This window comes from Rhodococcus sp. P4_E4, from assembly GCF_056401575.1.
In genome coordinates, this window is the sequence record NZ_JBFUJB010000016.1 from 185305 (window position 1) to 200199 (window position 14895).

Sequence of the window (14895 nt, forward strand, 5' to 3'; positions counted from 1 at the left end):
TCCTTACCAGCTCGACTTGTGTACGCCAGGCAGTTCCCCACGGTGCGCCATTTCTCGCACGCGAATCCGGGAGAGCCCGAACTTCCGCAGGTGGCCGCGCGGACGTCCATCCGCAGCGTCTCGATTGCGCAATCGTACCGGACTGGCGTCGCGTGGTAGACGTTGCAGGGTCGCTTGGGCCTTCGCGCGCTCCTCGGGTGAGCTTTTCGGGGAGCGGATTGCCTCCTTGAGCGCCGATCGCTGCTCCGCGTATCGCTCGACGATGACCCGTCGCTGGTTGTTCTTGGCGATCTTGGACTTCTTGGCCATGCCTACTTCTCTTCTCGGAAATCGACGTGCTTGCGCACCACGGGGTCGTACTTCTTCAGTACGAGTCGATCGGGGTCGTTGCGACGGTTCTTGCGGGTCACGTACGTGTACCCGGTGCCCGCCGTGGACTTGAGTTTCACGATCGGGCGGATCTCGTTGCGTGCCATCTGCTCAGACCTTCTCGCCGCGCGCGCGGATCCGGGCGACGACGGATTCGATGCCGTCGCGGTCGATCGTCTTGATGCCCTTGGTCGAGAGGGTGAGCGTGATGCGACGACCCTCGCTGGGCAATACGTATGTCTTGCGCTGGATGTTCGGGTTCCAGCGACGATTCGAACGCTTGTGGGAGTGCGAGACGGATTTTCCGAACCCCGGCACACGTCCGGTCACTTGGCAGTGAGCCGACATGGGTATTCCTTTCAACTTGCAGATGACAATCGTTTTCGACAATGCGGTGAGATCAATGTAGCGTTCAACCTCGGTAATGACAATCATTCCCAGAAAGGCCCGCTGTGAATACGATCTTGGACGGCAGGACTCCGCTGGTCCTGGTCGCCGGCATGAGCGAATCCACTCCACACACCGCACGAGCGTTGCTGCGAACCGGAACTGTTCTGGTTCACCACGACCTGAGCCACGTCCGTGAAGGGGTGGTCCGGCGGACGGTCACCTCGATGACCGGGGGCACTGGGTCTGCCGGCACGGTGTCCGAACGCGAGACGATCCTCGAGCTCGCGCACGGCTGCGTCTCCTGCACCCTGCGCGAAGACTTGCTGCCGCTGCTGCGTCGCCTTCACTCGCACAGTTCGGTCCAGCGGATCGTCTTGCTGCTTGACCGCCAACTCGAACCCGAAGCGCTGTGCTGGGCGATCGAGCATGTCGTCGTGACGGGCGTCGTCGGCCAAGTGGACGGACCGGCGCAGCGTGACTGCCGCGTCGACGCCGTCGTGACGTGCATCGACGCCCAGACCTGGCTTGCCGACGCCACCGGCGACGAAGCCCTCGACGACGACCGCACCCTGGCTCAGGTCGTCGTCGGGCAGGTCGACTTCGCCGACGCTCTCGTACTGCGCGGGTCCGATGGACTCGACGGCTGGCAGCGGTCCCGCTTGAACGCGGTTCTCGCGCGCATTGCTCCGCGGGTACCCGTCTTCGATGAGGGAGACGACATCGAGGCACTGCTCCTCGAGGTGCCTGCGGATGCGCGACGCGGTGAGCTGGCCGACGCTCACTCACCGCTGTTGCGTCGTCAGCCGCCGCTCGACGACGACGGCGGAGTGATGCTCGTCGAGTTCACCGCTAACCGGCCGTTCCACCCCGAGCGTCTGCACGAGGCGATCGACGTCCTGCTCGAAGGTGTCGTCTATTCCCGCGGGCGCGTCTGGGTGGCGACTCAACCGGGCGAAGCGCTCTGGCTCGAATCGGCGGGCGGTGGCCTGCGAGTTGCCAGCGCGGACACCTGGCTGGCCGCGATGACGCCGCAGCAACGCGAGCGCGTTCCAGCCGAGCGCCGTGCGCTCGCGGCCCTGAAATGGGACGAGCGTTTCGGCGACCGCGATACCTCGATGGTGGTTCTGGCGTGCGGAGCCAATCCGCTCGAGATCGACCGAACGCTGCAGCACGCCCTGGTCACCGACGAGGAGTTGGCCGACGAAGCGTCGTGGACCACCTGGGAAGACCCGTTCGGAGAGTTCCACGAAGACCCGTGCGACGAATCCGAATCACCTTATGCCGAAACCGAATCAACGCGAGAGGGAAACGAATGAAGAAGCAGATGCACCCCGACTACCACCCCGTGGTGTTCCAGGACGCCAGCACCGGCAAGAGCTTCCTGACCCGGTCGACCGTGACGAGTGACCGCACCGTCGAATGGGAAGACGGCGGCACATACCCGCTGTTGGTCGTCGACGTCACGAGCGACTCGCACCCGTTCTGGACTGGAGCACAACGAGTGATGGACACCGCCGGACGCGTCGAGAAGTTCGAGCGTCGCTACGGAAAGCGCAAGGCACTCTGATGGCCGTTCCCAAGCGGAAGATGTCGCGTTCCAACACCCGCAGTCGCCGTGCCCAGTGGAAGGCGACGGCGCCCGATCTGGTCGAGGTCACGGCCTTCGGCCAGACCCACCGGGTTCCTCGGCGACTGGTCAAAGCAGTTCGACTCGGGGTGATCGACCCGAGCCGCATCTGACCGTGCGATCCTTGGCCGGTGCTGCTGAGGATCCTCGAACTGGTGGGCATCGTGGCGTTCGCGGCCTCGGGTGCCTTGGTGGGCGTCACCAAGCGACTCGACATCTTCGGGGTGTGCTCGGTGGGTGTGTTCACCGGCATCGGCGGCGGTATCGTCCGCGACGTCCTTCTCGGCGTCCATCCGCCCAGCTCGCTGAGCAGTTGGCCGTACTTCGGAACGGCCGCCGCCACCTCACTCGCCGTGTTCTACCTACACGAGCCGCTCAATCGACTGCGTCGTGAAATCCTGGCGCTCGACGCGCTGGGGATGGGCTTGTTCGCGAGTACCGGCGCCGTCATCGCGCTGGACAACAACGCCAGTTCGCTGGCGGCGACATTGATCGGTGCGACCGCGGCGATCGGCGGCGGAGTGATCCGCGACGTCCTCGTCAACGAGGTGCCGCTGCTCCTGCACAAAGACCTGTACGCGGTTCCCGCACTGCTCGGTGCTGCGTTGGTGGTCACAGTCTCGCAAGCCGGACTGTCCACCAACGCCGCGCTGGTGTGCGGCACGGCGTTCGCCGCGGTGTTCAGACTGCTTGCGTTATGGCGTCATTGGAGCCTGCCCGGGCCCAGGCGAACCCGGGACTGACCGCGACACGCCGGAGGCCGGAATCGGACCCTCTCAGCCGCATCTCAGCACTTCAGTCCAAACTGTCGGTATGCGTATTTTGGTGGTCGACGACGACCGGGCGGTTCGCGAGTCGCTTCGGCGGTCGCTCAGCTTCAACGGCTACACGGTCGAGCTCGCGGTCGACGGGCTCGACGCACTCGAGAAGATCCTCGCCAACCGGCCAGACGCCGTTGTGCTCGACGTCATGATGCCGCGACTCGACGGACTCGAAGTGTGCCGTCGTCTTCGTAGTGCCGGCGACGACCTACCCATCCTCGTGCTCACCGCCCGCGATTCGGTCAGCGAGCGAGTCGCCGGCCTCGATGCCGGAGCGGACGACTACCTGCCCAAGCCCTTCGCTTTGGAAGAGTTGCTTGCCAGGTTGCGTGCACTTCTGCGTCGCACCGCGCCCGATCTGGACGCCGATTCCGAAATGATGGCGTTCGAGGACCTCACCCTCGACCCGGTCACCCGTGAGGTCAAGCGCGGTGAACGATCGATCAGCCTGACTCGTACCGAGTTTTCCCTTCTCGAAATGCTCATGGCCAACCCGCGTCGCGTGCTCACCCGTGGACGCATTCTCGAAGAGGTGTGGGGGTACGACTTCCCGACGTCCGGCAATGCGCTCGAGGTGTACGTCGGCTACCTGCGTCGCAAGACGGAAGCCGACGGCGAACCGAGGTTGATCCACACCGTCCGCGGAGTCGGCTACGTCCTGCGGGAGACGCCTCCGTGATCACCGCTCCGTTCGGCAAGAACGCCGAACCGAAGAAATCCTCCACCACCCAAGCGTCCGTCGAAATGCGCCCGCCGATGCCACTGACCCGTTCGGTGTCATTGCGTTGGCGTGTGACGCTCCTCGCTGCGTCGGTGGTGGCCATTGCCGTCGCAGTCATGGCGATCGCGGCGTACGCGGTGGTTTCGCGTGCGCTCTACGCGGACGTCGATCACCAGTTGCGTACCAGGGCGGCGGTGCTCATCGACAGCAATGTCGTGCGATTCGATCCTCGCTACATCTCCGGTGCGACGCTGTACACCACCGACATCAGTGTGGCCCTGATCTTCTCGGACCTGAGCACGTACCAGCCGCCCGGTTCCGACGTGCCGATCGGCGAGGCCGAAGATGCCGTAGCGCGTGGTGAATCGGATTCTTCGCTGCGAACCGTCGACGGTCAGCGAGTGCTGGCTCAACGGACGCATGACGGAAGCACTTTGGTGATCGGTCAGCGGCTCGCGCCGACCGTTGCGGTACTGGATCGGCTGGCCTGGGTTCTCTTCGTGGTCGGCGGGTGTGGCGTCATACTTGCTGCGGTGGCGGGTACTACCGTGGGCCGCACCGGTTTACGACCCATCGCCAGGCTGACTGCCGCCACCGAACGAGTCGCCCGCACCGACGATCTGACGCAGATCCCCGTTACCGGCAGCGACGAATTAGCGCGCCTGACAGAGAGTTTCAACACGATGCTGCGGGCGCTCGCCGAGTCCCGTGAGCGTCAGTCTCGCCTCGTCGCGGACGCCGGACACGAGTTGCGCACACCGTTGACTTCGTTGCGTACCAACATGGAATTGCTGATCGCGTCCAGTCGCCCCGGTGCGCCGCAGATTCCCGACGAGGACATGGCGGAACTTCGTGCCGACGTCGTCGCACAGATCGAGGAACTGTCGACTCTGGTCGGTGACCTTGTCGATCTGGCCCGCGAAGACGCGCCCGAAACCGTGTACGAGCGCGTAGACGTCAGCGACGTCGTCGAGCGTGCGCTCGAACGAGCGCGGCGCAGGCGCAACGAAATCGAGTTCGAAGCGGTCACCACTCCGTGGTACGTCTACGGAGATCAGGCGGGCCTGTCGCGTGCGGTGCTGAACGTCCTCGACAACGCTGCGAAATGGAGTCCGAAGGGCGAACAGGTACGCGTCGAAATGCGTCCGGTCGGCCAAGGATTGTTGGAATTGACCGTAAGTGATGCGGGACCCGGCATTCCGGAGGAGGATCGGGAGTTGGTGTTCGATCGTTTCTACCGGTCGACTGCGGCACGTTCGATGCCGGGATCGGGTCTGGGACTTGCGATTGTGCGTCAGGTCGTCGTCAAGCACGGCGGCACCATCGCGATCGACGAGTCCGATCGTGGGGGAGCGCTTGTTCGTATCGTGCTTCCCGGCGAACCAGGGCCGAGTGCCGAGTAGCGTGTTCTGTAGACCCGTTGGTCCCGTGCTTCGGTGACTGACGTCACGAGTTAATGCGTTCGGCCCGAGAGTCTTTCGGGCCGAGCCGACAACACCGGATTTTCACGTCGAACTCTGGGTAAAGTGACAGGCACGTCTCAGCGCCTTCTCAGCAGCGCAAGGCAGCATTGTCGGCAGAACAGTTGTGACTGCCCGTCCGGTGGTCACCGTAGACGAAAGCGAGCCGATGACCGAGGACCGTAACGTCGGGCCGACCCGGCCCGAGCAGCCCAACAGCGAGCCCACCACCCAAGCGCAGCCGACAGCACCTCAGGCGCAGCCTCCCGTGCCGCCGCAGCAGCCTCAGGGGCAGGCGCCTCAGCAGCCGTACCAGCCGACCGAATCCTTTGCCCGACCCACTGAAGGCCGACCCACCGAAGGCCGGCCCACCGAAGCCTTCGGGCAGGCGCCGCAGCAGCCCACGCAGGCTTTCGGCCACCCGCACGGTGCCCATGAGGCCGCGTACCAGCAGAGCGCCCCGTACGGCGCACCCAACCCTGGCGGCCCCAGCGGTCCGAACGGCCCGGGCGGCCACAACCAGATCCCCGCACCGCTGCAGGGGCCGAACTCCGGTTCGACCACCACAAAGCCGAAGTCGGGACGCATGGCGCTGGTTGCCGGTGCTCTGGCGCTGGTTCTGGTCAGTGGTGGTGTCGGTGGTGTGGTCGGTGCCGTCGTCGCGGACCGCAACGGTGGAACCGCGACGGTCACCAACTCTCTGAACGCTCCGAAGCCCACTGCGACCAACACGTCCAACGCTCCCGCCGGCTCGGTTCAGGCCGTTGCCTCGAAGGTGGTGCCGAGCGTCGTGCAGATCGAGGTCGCCACCGCGCAGGGACAGGGCGGTGAGGGTTCCGGTGTCATCCTGTCCTCCGACGGTCTGATCCTGACCAACAACCACGTTGCCGGTGCTCAGGGAGCGCAACTTCGCGTCGCGTTCTCCGACGGAACCAAGGCCTCGGCCACCCTTGTCGGTGCCGATCCCGTCTCCGACATCGCCGTCATCAAGGTCGACGGCCGCAACGACCTCACCCCCATCGATCTCGGGAACTCCGGCGACGTTCAGGTCGGACAGCAGGTTGTGGCCGTCGGGTCCCCGCTCGGCCTTGCCGGCACGGTCACCGAAGGCATCATCTCCGCACTCGATCGCCCGGTGTCCACGAGCGGCGAGTCCGGCAACCAGAACACCGTCATCGACGCTCTGCAGACCGACGCAGCGATCAACCCCGGCAACTCCGGCGGCGCCCTCGTCAACATGGACGGCCAGCTGATCGGCATCAACACGGCGATCGCCTCGCTCGGAGCGTCGTCGGGTACCCAGGGCGGTTCCATCGGCCTCGGTTTCGCCATCCCGATCGATCAGGCACGCCGCGTCGCCGACGAACTGATCAAGACCGGCAAGGCGACTCAAGCCATGATCGGCGTGACCGTACCGTCGCAGGACAACGCCGACGGCGCAACCGTCATGGATGTCACTGCTGACGGGCCGGCCGCCAAGGCCGGTATCCCGAAGGGTGCAGTCATCACCAAGGTCGACGATCGTGTTGTCGCAGATGGTGATTCGCTGATCGCGGCAGTGCGTTCACATGCTCCCGGCGACAAGGTCTCGATCACGTACAGCGACGGCGGGCAGACCAAAACCGTCGACGTCACGTTGGGAACCGCGGCAGCGCAGGGCGGCCGATGATGTTCGGCGATCAGCAGACGATCGACCCGATCTTCGGCCAGATCGCAACGGCGTCGGGATCGGACACTACGGTAGGTGTCATGGAACTCGAAGCCACATCGGCCGGCCGCGCTCTGGTCGTCATCGTCGACGATCGCACAGCCCACGGCGACAACACCGACTCCATCGGTCCACTGGTTACGGAACTGCTGAACGAAGCGGGTTTTCTCGTCGATGCGACGGTCGCCGTCGCCGCCGACGAAGTGGAGATCCGCAACGCTCTCAACACCGCAGTCATCGGTGGCGTCGACCTCGTGATCTCGGTCGGCGGTACCGGGGTATCCCCGCGTGACGTCACTCCCGACGTGACCGCAGAGGTTCTCGATCGCGAGATCCCGGGAATTGCCGAAGCACTTCGCGCTTCCGGTCTGTCGGCCGGATCGCTCGAAGCAGGATTGTCCCGCGGCCTCGTCGGGGTTTCGGGAAGCACCGTGGTCGCCAATCTGGCGTCGACCAGACCGGCAATTCGCGACGGCATGGCAACCCTGACGGCTTTGGCGAGTCACGTCATCGCCGAGCTGTCCAGCCTCGAGGGCTGAGTCAGCTTGTCGGAGCAACCAGATACCCCGAAGAAGCCGCCAGTCGACAAGAAGCGCCTGGCGCACATCTTCGGGGACGTCTTTCCCGAGACGACGTCGGACGAGCGGGGGCCTGAAGGTTCCTCGCGATCCTCGGACGACGACTGGCTGCGCAGTCAGCGGCCCCCGCACCACGGCGGTTGAGAAGTAAATCAGGCCCTCGGACACAATGTCCGAGGGCCTGATTTGTTCTGTGAGCGCTGCCTATTCGAGCGTCTTGGCGTGGGCTCCCGTGTCGGCGCCACCGGCATTGGCGGAGAGGATGTCGCGGATCTGGATGAGCAGATCGGTTTCGCTGGCTTCCTTGTCCTCAGGCTCGGAGACGAACTTCTTCTTTGCCGCATTCGCGGGAACGATCAGCACGAAGTAGACGACCGCCGCGATGATGATGAAGTTGATGATCGCGGTGACCACGGCGCCGAAGTTCAAGAACGTCTCAGCGGTGTCACCCGTCAGCTGAATGCCCCACCCGTATTCGTTGCCGCCGCCGATCGAAGCGACGAGTGGGTTGATGATGTTGCTGGTGAATGCCGTGACGATGGCGGTGAAGGCTGCGCCGATGACCACTGCGACGGCCAGGTCGAGCACGTTTCCGCGAAGCAGGAAATCCTTGAATCCCTTGAGCATGTCGGTGTCCCCTCGAGTCTCCGATGGCAAGTGCCAGATGGTCCGTTGATACCGAACCGACTGGAAAAATCCTAGAGGAGCTTCGGACGCTTTGTGCGGTCAGCGGAATGTCACGGTGATCGCATTGGACAGGGATGCCGCGGCAACGACGTTGGCTGCCGGTGTCGGCAGAGCCAGCAGAATCACCTGTTCCTGCTGGTTACGTGTACTTTCCGACGTGGTGACCAACGCGACTACTGCTCCCGCCGCAAGAATCTGCGGGGCCTTGTCGGCAATTGATTCGTTGGGTGTGTCGGGGTGGGATGTGTCAGTGCGAGATGTGTCGGGGCCGACAGTCAGTACGTCGACGACATCCCCGCTGCGCAACATGTCCGCGACGGCCGCATCGGCAAGTCGCACGGGCACGATGCGGGCGTCGTCGGTTCCTACCGACAACCCGGCCAGCCGTGGGCTGAGAACGCGCACGTCGGTGACGGTTTCTCCGGAGCGAATCGGGCCGGCAACGGTTCTCCCGACTACCAGGTCGGTATCGGAGACAACTCCTTCCGGAAGTTGTTTCGAGTCGATCTCTCGGATCTCTACATCCGAATCCGCGATCACCTGTCCGGGAGTGAGATCGCGACTCGAGACAACTACGGCGACCATATCGGTCGCGGGATCGCCTCGGAAGAAGAGAACAACGCCGAGTGTGGCCAGCGCAACGGCTGCGATCTTGCGGACTGTCGCCGTGCGGAACCGAGTGCCGCGCGTCAGTTCGACGACGCGATCGAAGGTGCTCGGGGTGAGATCGAGTTGGGCGCGCAGTGGATCGGAGCGCCTCGGCGAGCGAGAACGTGCTGACGGCATTCATGCACGTTAGGGCCGGAAGCGGTGCTTCCGGCCCTAACGATGTGAAACTGTGGACAACCCGGAGGTTGTGGAAATCAGCTTGCGGCAGCCTTCGCGGGCGCCGGCGTGCTGGTCGACGAACTCGATGTCGAAGAGGAGTCCGACTTGGACTCGGACTTCGCAGCGGGTGCCGAATCACTCTTGGCGGGCTCGCTCGCAGTCCCGGAGCCGCCGCGGCTGTCGGTGCGGTAGAAGCCGCTGCCCTTGAACACGATGCCAACAGAGTTGAACAGCTTGCGGAGCTTGCCTGAGCAAGCTGGGCAGACCGTCAGCGAATCTTCGCTGAAGGACTGGACGATGTCGAAACGGTTGTCACATTCCGTACATGCGTATGAGTAGGTGGGCACCGGGCTTCCTCCGCACTGTGATGTTCGAGCAGCCGCGTATTTACACCGCAGCCTTTAGCACTCTACAAGTGACAGTGCCAACAGCGCTAATCAGGGATCTATTCCCGCAGATCAATCGCCTTGGAGCCGCGTGAGACCGCCGCTCGGCGTCAATGCCCATCCCATCGGAATGTCGTGGTCGTCGGCAGGCAAGGTCTCGACGAGTTCGGAGTCTCTGACAATTGCCACGAGCCGAGTCTGCGGTCCGACCGACCCGAGCGTCCGGTCGTAGAAGCCTGCGCCGCGGCCGAGGCGTGTTCCACGAAGATCCACCGCGAGAGCAGGGATCAGCATGCATTCCACGGCGGACAGGGTTTCCGGTGGTAGGACGGGTCCGGCGGGCTCCCGAATGCCGTACTTCGCGGGGCGCAAACCGTCGGCACCGCTGTATTGAACCCAGGACAACGGTCCGGGTTCTCCGGTGATCGGAAGTAGTACACGCTGCGCGATCTCGGCAACGGCGTCGAGCAAGTCGGTGGATCCTGGTTCGGTGCGGGTGGGGACGTACGCACAGACGGTTGAGCCGTCGACAATCACTGAACGTATGTGCGTGATCAACGCCGCAGTTTCCGTGTTTCGAGTGTGCTCGGAGACTGCATCACGTGCTGCGAGTGCGATTTGTCGCCATTGTGCTTTTGTCTGAGGTGTCACCCCGCAACGATATTCGTCGTGCTGACCGAGCGGTAACAAGCGGCGGCTAAGGTGTTGGCATGACAGACGTTGTCGCTAGCAGCACGAGGGCCTTCCGCACGGCCGTGGTTCCCGCAGCCGGACTTGGTACGCGTTTCCTGCCTGCCACCAAGACGGTTCCGAAAGAATTGCTGCCGGTCGTGGACACACCGGGCATCGAACTGGTGGCGGGTGAAGCTGCGGACTCGGGAGCCGAGCGGCTCGTCATCGTGACGTCCCCGGGCAAAGACGGAGTGGTTGCGCACTTCGTCGAGGATCTCGTGCTCGAAAGCAAGCTGGAAGCGAGCGGAAAACTTGCTGCCCTGGCAAAGGTGCGCAAAGCGCCGGGTTTGCTCGAAGTCGATTCCGTGATTCAGGAGCAGCCCCTCGGCCTCGGGCACGCAGTCGGTTGCGTCGAGTCGGTTCTCGACGACGACGAAGATGCCATCGCGGTCCTTCTGCCCGATGATCTCGTACTCCCGCGTGGCGTCCTGGAGATCATGGCGCGAGTTCGGGCCAAGCGCGGCGGATCCGTTCTCTGTGCAATCGACGTTCCCAAGGACGCAGTGAGCGCTTACGGCGTCTTCGACGTCGAGATCGTTCCCGACGCCGTCAATCCCGACGTCCTCAAGGTCGTCGGCATGGTCGAGAAGCCGGCTGTGGAAGACGCGCCGTCGACCTTTGCCGCTGCGGGTCGCTATCTGCTCGATCGTGCGATCTTCGACGCACTTCGCCGCATCAAGCCGGGAGCCGGCGGTGAGTTGCAACTCACCGACGCCATCGCTCTCCTGATTTCCGAGGGTCATCCGGTTCACGTGGTGGTGCACCGCGGAACGCGTCATGACCTGGGCAACCCCGGCGGGTACCTCCGCGCTTCGGTTGACCTGGCACTCGACAGTGACGATTACGGTCCGTCCTTGCGTAAGTGGCTCGCGGATCGGCTCGACCGCTGAGCGTGTCGCCACGGTGGTTGCTCGCCCGATAACGCAGTATCAATGTGCTTGTCCCTTTTCGAAGGCAAGGCATCATGAGCTGACGGATATCACCGAATTTCCAGACACAGGAGGACGCGGACCAGATGCGGTCGGTTGAGGAGCAGCAGACCAGGGTTACCGCTGCTGCAGTGGCACCCCGTCCGGTTCGGGTCGCCATCTCGGAGGCGCAGGGACTGCTGTGTGCCGAGGAAGTGGTGACCGAACGCCCATTGCCGGGATTCGATCAAGCTGCCATCGACGGTTACGCGGTTCGCAGTGTCGATGTCGCCGGCGCTGGAGCCGACCTCCGCGGCGAGGACGGCGAGCCTACGGACCTCAGCTTGCCGGTGGTCGGCGAGGTGACGGCGGGCTCACGCCAACCGATCCGGTTGCAACCGCGTCAGGCCGTTCGAGTCGACACGGGCGCGCCGCTGCCCACGCTGGCCGACGCCGTGCTCCCGCTCGAAAACACCGACGGTGGTCGCGCTCGCGTTCGGATCTTCGAGCCGGTGCGTTCGGGCGATTACGTTCGCCGTGCAGGTGACGACGTCCAGCCGGGCGACGTGGCCGTTCGGGCAGGCACCATCATCGGAGCCGCGCAGGTCGGTTTGCTTGCCGCGGTCGGTCGCGACAAAGTGCTCGTCCATCCGCGTCCGCGTCTCTCCGTCATCAGCGTCGGTGGAGAACTTGTCGACGTGGATCGCACGCCGGGGCCTGGTCAGGTCTACGACGTCAATTCGTATGCCCTCGCCGCCGCAGCGCGCGATGCCGGCGCCGACGTCAACCGTGTGGGAATCGCAGGCAACGACTCGCGCCGTCTTCGCGAAGTAGTCGAAGGACAGCTGATTCGCTCGGAAATCGTTGTCATCGCCGGTGCCGTGGGCGGCGGAGCGTCCGACGAGGTTCGTGAGGCGCTTGCCGACCTGGGGACACTCGAGGTGGAGCGCGTTGCCATGCATCCGGGATCAGTGCAGGGCTTCGGCAAGCTGGGACGAGACGAGGTTCCGACCTTTCTCCTACCGTCCAACCCGGTAAGCGCACTGGTGGTATTCGAAGTCATGGTTCGCCCGCTGATCAGAATCGCGCTCGGACGCCGCCAACCGATGCGGCGAGTAGTGAAGGCGCGCACGGTGGGAACGATCACGTCGATTGCCGATCGCAAGGGTTTCCTGCGTGGTCAGCTGATGCGTGACGAAGCGACGGGGGAGTACCTGGTGCAGGCACTCGGGGGTGCGCCCGGTGCGTCCTCACATCTCCTCGCGACCTTGGCGGAAGCCAATTGCTTGGTTCTTGTCGATCGAGACGTCACCGAAGTGCACATCGGTGAAGAAGTCGACGTAGCTTTTCTCGCCCAACGTGGGTAACGCCGACCCGAGTGGGGTGTGATGTCAGTCCATCCAGGATGGCCGGAAGATCTCGGCCCACTGCGAGTGCCCGCGGGAGTGGTGACCGTCCGCCCCGTGAAGCTCCGTGACGCTGCTGTGTGGAGTCGCCTCCGCATTCGCGATCGCGAGCACCTGGAGCCGTGGGAGCCCACCGGAGAGTCGCCCTGGGATGCTCGCCACCACATCACTGTCTGGCCGTCCCTGTGCGGGAATCTTCGCTCCGAGGCGCGCAAGGGCCGGATCCTTCCCTTGGTGATCGAACTTGACGGGAAGTACTGCGGGCAGGTCACCATCGGAAATGTCGTGCGCGGCGCTCTGCGGTCCGCCTGGGTGGGCTATTGGGTCGCCTCGCACGTCACCGGTGGGGGCGTAGCCACAGCGGCCGTGGCGCTCACACTCGATCACGCATTCTCGAAGGTCGGTCTGCATCGAGTGGAGGCGACCGTTCGGCCGGAGAACGCGTCGAGTCGCGCAGTCCTACGAAATGTTGGGTTCCGGGAGGAAGGTCTTCTCAAGCGCTATCTCGATGTCGACGGCCAATGGCGTGATCATCTTCTGGTCGGAATGACCATCGAGGAAGTACCCACCACCGTCGTCGACAGATTGGTGCGGTCCGGACGCGCTTCGTGGGTGTGACCAATACGGCGCCACGAGCGTGAGAAACGCGAGCTAAACGGCAGTTACCGCTGAGTAGTCCTACTTTCGGCCGGAAAAATGTGGTTTTTGATTCAACCAGAACTTGAGACTTTTGGGACTGAACCGGAAGTTCAGTTCGGTACGCGTGTGACACATGAGTATGGTGGGGTTCGGCGCGTCGGCAACGATGCGAGGGCGTCGGCCGTTAACCTTGACTCGTCAACGGCTGGCATAGGTGCTGGTAGGTGATCGGGAGGAGGCCGCGGCATGCCTAGCTCATTCGTGTGGATCGGGCTGGTGGCCGTGTGGCTGTTCGTCCTGGTGCCGATGCTTGTCAACAAGCGCCCCAGGATCCGGCAGACGAGTGACGCGGCGCTCGCGACTCGAGTACTCCACCGCGGCGACAGCAACCCTGTTCAGCGCGGGCCGGCAGCAGGACATCGAAGCGATCCGAACTGGCAACCAGAACCAGTGCGCAGCAGCTACGACGCGGAGGACCAGATGGACACTCACGCAGAAGACGACTACACCGGCGGTCGTGCACCGGTCGGAGAATTTGTTCCCGTTCGGCGCGGCCGAGGCGGATTCGACCCCGAAGCGGATGCCATCGCCCGGGAGGCGCGGTACGCATTCCGTCAGCGGACATTGCTGGGCCTGGCATTCGTCGCGATTCTCTCGGGCGCTCTCGCATTGATCATCTCGCCGATGGTGTGGTGGTTGTTTGTGCTGACCGTGTGCGGCCTCGGTGGGTACATGGCGTACCTACGTCGGCAGGTTCGGATCGAGCAGGAGATTCGCCGCCGTCGTACCGAACGCCTCAACCGATCGCGACTCGGAGTCGAATCGCACACCGACGAAGAGTTGCGCCTGATTCCGGCGCGACTGCGCCGACCAGGAGCGGTTGTCCTCGAGGTCGACGACGAAGATCCGGTGTTCGATCACCTGGATCACTACGAAGAAGAGATCAGGCACACCGAGATGCGTCGCGCGTCCGGTCAGTGACCTATCTCGGTCGATCTTCTGGGCAGATCTTGTCGGGCCGAAAGTTCGTGTCGGGTGATTCCAACGGGAGTATTCGTTCCTGTTAGAGTTGCCGAGCACCGCTGAGGCGGTGGCACGGGGCTGTGGCGCAGTTGGTAGCGCGCTTCGTTCGCATCGAAGAGGTCAGGGGTTCGATTCCCCTCAGCTCCACCAAGAAGTACCAGCAAAAAGGGTCTTTCAACGAAAGTTGAACGGCCCTTTCCTGCATTTTCAGAGCCTGCCCGAATTGCGAAGATTTAGCTCGAGTGTGCGCCGTTTCATACGATTGCGACCGCTGATCCGGACCGTTGAGCTTCCAAGTGAGGGATGATCCTTGGGCGGATACATGTTTGCCGGAAATGTAACGAGGGTGTGTCCGGTGCGATAGGCACGATGAGTCTGCCGCAGTTTTCCGCAGGTCGGACGTATGTGTCGGGGAGGAATGTCGATGAGCCAGCCACGACGGCTAGCGATGATGCTTGTTGCTGTGATGTGCCTGATGGGTATCGGCGTCCTTGCCGTATCGGTCTTCCCTGCCATCGTCGCCGCCCAACCTGGCGGCAACRGTGGCGGTGGAAACAACGGCAACGGAAACGGCAACTACGGCAACAACGGCAACAACGGCAACAATAACAA

At 63.7% G+C, this 14895-nt stretch carries 21 protein-coding genes and 1 tRNA gene; 15 read left to right on the forward strand and 7 right to left on the reverse strand.

The window, feature by feature from the left end:
- Positions 1-3: 3 nt before the first annotated feature.
- The 3 genes from rpsN to rpmB are packed head-to-tail and all read right to left on the reverse strand — an operon-like array spanning position 4 to position 717.
- Positions 4-309 carry a 30S ribosomal protein S14 gene (gene rpsN / locus AC1DVN_RS19515; RefSeq protein WP_019744735.1) on the reverse strand — a complete coding sequence of 102 codons (306 nt, stop codon included), beginning with the start codon at positions 307-309 and terminating at the stop codon, positions 4-6.
- 2 nt (positions 310-311) lie between these two features.
- Complete coding sequence (rpmG, locus tag AC1DVN_RS19520) at positions 312-476, reverse strand: 50S ribosomal protein L33 (protein ID WP_019744734.1); 165 nt, start codon at positions 474-476, stop codon at positions 312-314.
- A 4-nt stretch (positions 477-480) separates the two neighbouring features.
- The gene (rpmB, locus tag AC1DVN_RS19525) at positions 481-717 is read right to left on the reverse strand and encodes a 50S ribosomal protein L28 (protein WP_020908631.1); all 237 of its coding nucleotides are present in this window, start codon (positions 715-717) and stop codon (positions 481-483) included.
- A gap of 104 nt (positions 718-821) precedes the next feature.
- Here rpmB and mrf point away from each other — a divergent pair, with 104 nt between their 5' ends.
- From mrf to AC1DVN_RS19570, 9 genes are all read left to right on the forward strand, one after another.
- On the forward strand, positions 822-2075 hold the full coding sequence (gene mrf / locus AC1DVN_RS19530; RefSeq protein ID WP_092763128.1) for a ribosome hibernation factor-recruiting GTPase MRF: 1254 nt from the start codon (positions 822-824) through the stop codon (positions 2073-2075).
- The gene (locus AC1DVN_RS19535; RefSeq protein WP_019744731.1) at positions 2072-2326 is read left to right on the forward strand and encodes a type B 50S ribosomal protein L31; all 255 of its coding nucleotides are present in this window, start codon (positions 2072-2074) and stop codon (positions 2324-2326) included. The genes mrf and AC1DVN_RS19535 overlap by 4 nt, the downstream gene beginning before the upstream one ends.
- Positions 2326-2499, forward strand: coding sequence for a 50S ribosomal protein L32 (rpmF, locus tag AC1DVN_RS19540; RefSeq protein ID WP_007727540.1), 174 nt, complete (start codon positions 2326-2328; stop codon positions 2497-2499). The genes AC1DVN_RS19535 and rpmF overlap by 1 nt, the downstream gene beginning before the upstream one ends.
- 18 nt (positions 2500-2517) lie before the next feature.
- Positions 2518-3129, forward strand: a complete 612-nt coding sequence (locus AC1DVN_RS19545) for a trimeric intracellular cation channel family protein (RefSeq protein WP_003946409.1) — start codon at positions 2518-2520, stop codon at positions 3127-3129.
- Positions 3130-3199: 70 nt separating this feature from the next.
- Positions 3200-3886 (forward strand): response regulator transcription factor, encoded by a 687-nt coding sequence (locus tag AC1DVN_RS19550; protein ID WP_003946387.1) that lies wholly within the window; start codon positions 3200-3202, stop codon positions 3884-3886.
- A 65-nt stretch (positions 3887-3951) separates the two neighbouring features.
- Positions 3952-5331 (forward strand): HAMP domain-containing sensor histidine kinase, encoded by a 1380-nt coding sequence (locus AC1DVN_RS19555; RefSeq protein WP_020908630.1) that lies wholly within the window; start codon positions 3952-3954, stop codon positions 5329-5331.
- 226 nt (positions 5332-5557) lie between these two features.
- On the forward strand, positions 5558-7057 hold the full coding sequence (locus AC1DVN_RS19560) for a S1C family serine protease (RefSeq protein ID WP_258955493.1): 1500 nt from the start codon (positions 5558-5560) through the stop codon (positions 7055-7057).
- An 80-nt stretch (positions 7058-7137) separates the two neighbouring features.
- Positions 7138-7635, forward strand: coding sequence for a MogA/MoaB family molybdenum cofactor biosynthesis protein (locus AC1DVN_RS19565; RefSeq protein ID WP_176720912.1), 498 nt, complete (start codon positions 7138-7140; stop codon positions 7633-7635).
- Positions 7636-7641: 6 nt separating this feature from the next.
- A complete protein-coding gene (locus AC1DVN_RS19570; protein WP_020908628.1) occupies positions 7642-7818 on the forward strand; it encodes a hypothetical protein in 177 nt (58 codons plus the stop codon).
- Positions 7819-7878: 60 nt separating this feature from the next.
- On the opposite strand, the gene mscL is transcribed toward AC1DVN_RS19570, so the two are convergent.
- From mscL to AC1DVN_RS19590, 4 genes are all read right to left on the reverse strand, one after another.
- Positions 7879-8301, reverse strand: a complete 423-nt coding sequence (gene mscL / locus AC1DVN_RS19575; RefSeq protein ID WP_029255923.1) for a large conductance mechanosensitive channel protein MscL — start codon at positions 8299-8301, stop codon at positions 7879-7881.
- Between the two features lie 99 nt (positions 8302-8400).
- Positions 8401-9147, reverse strand: a complete 747-nt coding sequence (locus AC1DVN_RS19580) for an SAF domain-containing protein (protein ID WP_175470260.1) — start codon at positions 9145-9147, stop codon at positions 8401-8403.
- A 77-nt stretch (positions 9148-9224) separates the two neighbouring features.
- A complete protein-coding gene (locus AC1DVN_RS19585) occupies positions 9225-9536 on the reverse strand; it encodes an FmdB family zinc ribbon protein (RefSeq protein WP_003946378.1) in 312 nt (103 codons plus the stop codon).
- Between the two features lie 111 nt (positions 9537-9647).
- On the reverse strand, positions 9648-10226 hold the full coding sequence (locus AC1DVN_RS19590) for a 5-formyltetrahydrofolate cyclo-ligase (protein ID WP_477846274.1): 579 nt from the start codon (positions 10224-10226) through the stop codon (positions 9648-9650).
- Between the two features lie 59 nt (positions 10227-10285).
- Here AC1DVN_RS19590 and AC1DVN_RS19595 point away from each other — a divergent pair, with 59 nt between their 5' ends.
- From AC1DVN_RS19595 to AC1DVN_RS19620, 6 genes are all read left to right on the forward strand, one after another.
- The gene (locus AC1DVN_RS19595) at positions 10286-11197 is read left to right on the forward strand and encodes a UTP--glucose-1-phosphate uridylyltransferase (protein ID WP_019744725.1); all 912 of its coding nucleotides are present in this window, start codon (positions 10286-10288) and stop codon (positions 11195-11197) included.
- Between the two features lie 125 nt (positions 11198-11322).
- On the forward strand, positions 11323-12582 hold the full coding sequence (gene glp / locus AC1DVN_RS19600) for a molybdotransferase-like divisome protein Glp (protein ID WP_003946353.1): 1260 nt from the start codon (positions 11323-11325) through the stop codon (positions 12580-12582).
- Positions 12583-12603: 21 nt separating this feature from the next.
- The gene (locus tag AC1DVN_RS19605; protein ID WP_007727523.1) at positions 12604-13239 is read left to right on the forward strand and encodes a GNAT family N-acetyltransferase; all 636 of its coding nucleotides are present in this window, start codon (positions 12604-12606) and stop codon (positions 13237-13239) included.
- Between the two features lie 267 nt (positions 13240-13506).
- Positions 13507-14241 (forward strand): divisome protein SepX/GlpR, encoded by a 735-nt coding sequence (gene sepX / locus AC1DVN_RS19610; protein WP_020908625.1) that lies wholly within the window; start codon positions 13507-13509, stop codon positions 14239-14241.
- A gap of 116 nt (positions 14242-14357) precedes the next feature.
- Positions 14358-14433, forward strand: a tRNA-Ala gene (locus AC1DVN_RS19615).
- 274 nt (positions 14434-14707) lie between these two features.
- Positions 14708-14895 (forward strand): hypothetical protein (locus AC1DVN_RS19620; RefSeq protein WP_477994139.1); only part of this gene is annotated, 188 nt, incomplete at its 3' end.

Excerpts from the sequence above, each read along its gene's own strand:
- rpsN (WP_019744735.1), bottom strand. The coding sequence starts at position 309 with ATGGCCAAGAAGTCCAAGATCGCCAAGAACAACCAGCGACGGGTCATC.
- rpmG (WP_019744734.1), bottom strand. The coding sequence starts at position 476 with ATGGCACGCAACGAGATCCGCCCGATCGTGAAACTCAAGTCCACGGCG.
- rpmB (WP_020908631.1), bottom strand. The coding sequence starts at position 717 with ATGTCGGCTCACTGCCAAGTGACCGGACGTGTGCCGGGGTTCGGAAAA.
- AC1DVN_RS19535 (WP_019744731.1), top strand. The coding sequence starts at position 2,072 with ATGAAGAAGCAGATGCACCCCGACTACCACCCCGTGGTGTTCCAGGAC.
- rpmF (WP_007727540.1), top strand. The coding sequence starts at position 2,326 with ATGGCCGTTCCCAAGCGGAAGATGTCGCGTTCCAACACCCGCAGTCGC.
- AC1DVN_RS19550 (WP_003946387.1), top strand. The coding sequence starts at position 3,200 with ATGCGTATTTTGGTGGTCGACGACGACCGGGCGGTTCGCGAGTCGCTT.
- AC1DVN_RS19555 (WP_020908630.1), top strand. The coding sequence starts at position 3,952 with ATGCGCCCGCCGATGCCACTGACCCGTTCGGTGTCATTGCGTTGGCGT.
- AC1DVN_RS19560 (WP_258955493.1), top strand. The coding sequence starts at position 5,558 with ATGACCGAGGACCGTAACGTCGGGCCGACCCGGCCCGAGCAGCCCAAC.
- AC1DVN_RS19565 (WP_176720912.1), top strand. The coding sequence starts at position 7,138 with ATGGAACTCGAAGCCACATCGGCCGGCCGCGCTCTGGTCGTCATCGTC.
- mscL (WP_029255923.1), bottom strand. The coding sequence starts at position 8,301 with ATGCTCAAGGGATTCAAGGATTTCCTGCTTCGCGGAAACGTGCTCGAC.
- AC1DVN_RS19580 (WP_175470260.1), bottom strand. The coding sequence starts at position 9,147 with ATGCCGTCAGCACGTTCTCGCTCGCCGAGGCGCTCCGATCCACTGCGC.
- AC1DVN_RS19595 (WP_019744725.1), top strand. The coding sequence starts at position 10,286 with ATGACAGACGTTGTCGCTAGCAGCACGAGGGCCTTCCGCACGGCCGTG.
- glp (WP_003946353.1), top strand. The coding sequence starts at position 11,323 with ATGCGGTCGGTTGAGGAGCAGCAGACCAGGGTTACCGCTGCTGCAGTG.
- AC1DVN_RS19605 (WP_007727523.1), top strand. The coding sequence starts at position 12,604 with ATGTCAGTCCATCCAGGATGGCCGGAAGATCTCGGCCCACTGCGAGTG.
- sepX (WP_020908625.1), top strand. The coding sequence starts at position 13,507 with ATGCCTAGCTCATTCGTGTGGATCGGGCTGGTGGCCGTGTGGCTGTTC.